This is a genomic window from Halorubrum sp. SD612 (assembly GCF_002135005.1).
Genome location: NZ_NEWI01000301.1, coordinates 1 through 1,902, shown reverse-complemented (window position 1 = coordinate 1,902; position 1,902 = coordinate 1). Strand labels below are relative to the sequence as shown.

The following is a 1,902-nucleotide window of genomic DNA, read 5'->3' as shown; positions in this document are numbered from 1 at the left end:
GCGATGAGCACGACGCCGAGGATCCAGTTGACCTCGCGCGGCTCCTTGTACGCGCCGGTGAAGTAGACGCGCAGCATGTGGAGGAACACCGCCGCCACCATGAACTGCGCCGCCCAGCGGTGGATCGACCGGAGCATGAAGCCGAACTGGACGTCCTGCATGATCATCACCATCGAGTCGTACGCGGCGGTCGGGTCGCCCTGCGCCGCCGCGCCGGCGGTCGACGGCGCGTAGTAGAACCCGAGCATGGCGCCGGACACCGCCGCGAGAAGGTACGCGATGATAGAGAGGGACCCGAGCGAGTAGAGCGGGTACCAGTACCAGAACTTGTTGTCGAGGTCGTACTGTTCGGTGTGGCTCTTCGGCATCTGGAGGTTCGCGCGGTAGTACATCGTCTCCAGCAGCTCGAGGTAGTCGACGATGCGGAGCCGCTTGTCCAGCCAGATGAGCGTGGTCAGGAACGCCGTCTCGATGGCGGTGAGGTCCTGACTCTTGAGCCACGCGTTGTGGTCCATGTCGTCTTGTTTTTTCAGACTCATTGTCGAATCACTTCTTGTAGTACGGGTACACCGCGCGCTTCAGCGTCTCCGCGAGTCCGCCGGTGTCGATCCCCTTGCCCTCCTTGTCCTCTTCGCGGACGTACAGGTCCTCCCACTTGCGGCGGCGTTTCTTCACGATCATCACGTCCGGTAGGAACTCTTTCCGGTACAGGAGGAGGATGAACGCGAGGTCGATAAAGATGAACGCCAGCAGCGCGCCGACGTACATGTTCCCCGCCTCCGTCGACGCCCACGCGGACATCAGGCCGTAGGTGAACAGCGCGACGAACACGACCTCGATGACGGTGAGGAGGACGATCGCGATCGCGGCGGCGGTGCTCTCGCGGGCCGGCTCGTACCGGTGGATGTCGCCGTACGAGGAGCCGCCGGAACTCATCTCGCACCCCCGTGACCGGTGTGGGCGGACTCGCCGTACTTGAGCATGTAGAACGTGAACACGAACGTCAGCCCGATGCCGAGGATCGCGGAGATACCGACCCAGTGGGCGTGGAGGGGGACGCCGACCTTGGCGATGTCCTCCGGCCACCCGGTGCTCGCGCCGCCGGTTTCGACGGTGGCGACGTCCTCGCCGACGGCGATGCCGCCGTGCATGCCGACCGCGGTGTGGGGGACGCAGTGGTAGTGGGTGATGCCGGCGTCCTCGCCCGATGTCTCGTACTCGTAGGTGTATCCCTCCTCACCGACGGGGTCCCCGCTGTCGAGGGCGGCCGGCCCGCCGTCGTCGACGGTCTGGACGTTGTGGTCGCCGCCGTTACCCGTCCACTCCCAGGTGATCGTCGTCCCCTCGTCGACCCACACGAGGGTCGGGTCGAACGCGAGGCCGTCGCTGCCGGCGCCGACCGAGATGGTCACCGAGTCCTGGCCGCGGGCGTCGGTGTACGACCCGACGTTCCCGTCGGCCGCCCCGCTCGGCCAGTCGGGCTGTACCTCCTGTGCGGCCACCGTTCCGGTCGCCCCGGCGGAGGCCGCGACGGCGGCGGTCGCGCCGCCGGCCGTCCGCACGAAGTCCCGCCTTTTCATACAGGCTCACTCAGGACGGGGTTCGCTTAAACCCACCGACTGAACCCGTCGACGTGGAGGAGTCTCCGGGGCCTGAAACCGCCGAAATCGGACAATTACTCGTCGCGGTCGCGGTCGGCTGTGGCCGCCGCCTCTTCGGCCACCACGCCGTCCTCGACGGGGACGAACTCGGGGCGCTCCTTGGCCTCGCGGAGCGCGCGCAGGCGGTCCCGGTACTCCTACGAGCGGAACCGGTCCGAGAGCCGCGCGTTCGCCACCATCGCGAACAGGAAGACGCCGACCAGCAGGAAGACGATCCCCATCGCCGGGGCGACGATGGTCC

3 protein-coding genes and 1 pseudogene are annotated in these 1,902 nt (G+C 67.1%); all 4 read right to left on the bottom strand.

Annotated elements, in window-relative coordinates; all coding sequences use genetic code 11:
- Window positions 1-539 (bottom strand): cytochrome b N-terminal domain-containing protein (locus B9G38_RS16680; RefSeq protein WP_086221117.1); only part of this gene is annotated, 539 nt, incomplete at its 3' end.
- 7 nt (window positions 540-546) lie between these two features.
- Window positions 547-936, bottom strand: a complete 390-nt coding sequence (locus B9G38_RS16675) for a hypothetical protein (protein ID WP_004598369.1) — start codon at window positions 934-936, stop codon at window positions 547-549.
- On the bottom strand, window positions 933-1,580 hold the full coding sequence (locus B9G38_RS16670; RefSeq protein WP_086221116.1) for a halocyanin domain-containing protein: 648 nt from the start codon (window positions 1,578-1,580) through the stop codon (window positions 933-935). The genes B9G38_RS16675 and B9G38_RS16670 overlap by 4 nt, the downstream gene beginning before the upstream one ends.
- A gap of 95 nt (window positions 1,581-1,675) precedes the next feature.
- Window positions 1,676-1,902, bottom strand: a pseudogene (locus tag B9G38_RS16665) (hypothetical protein); the annotation flags it as partial.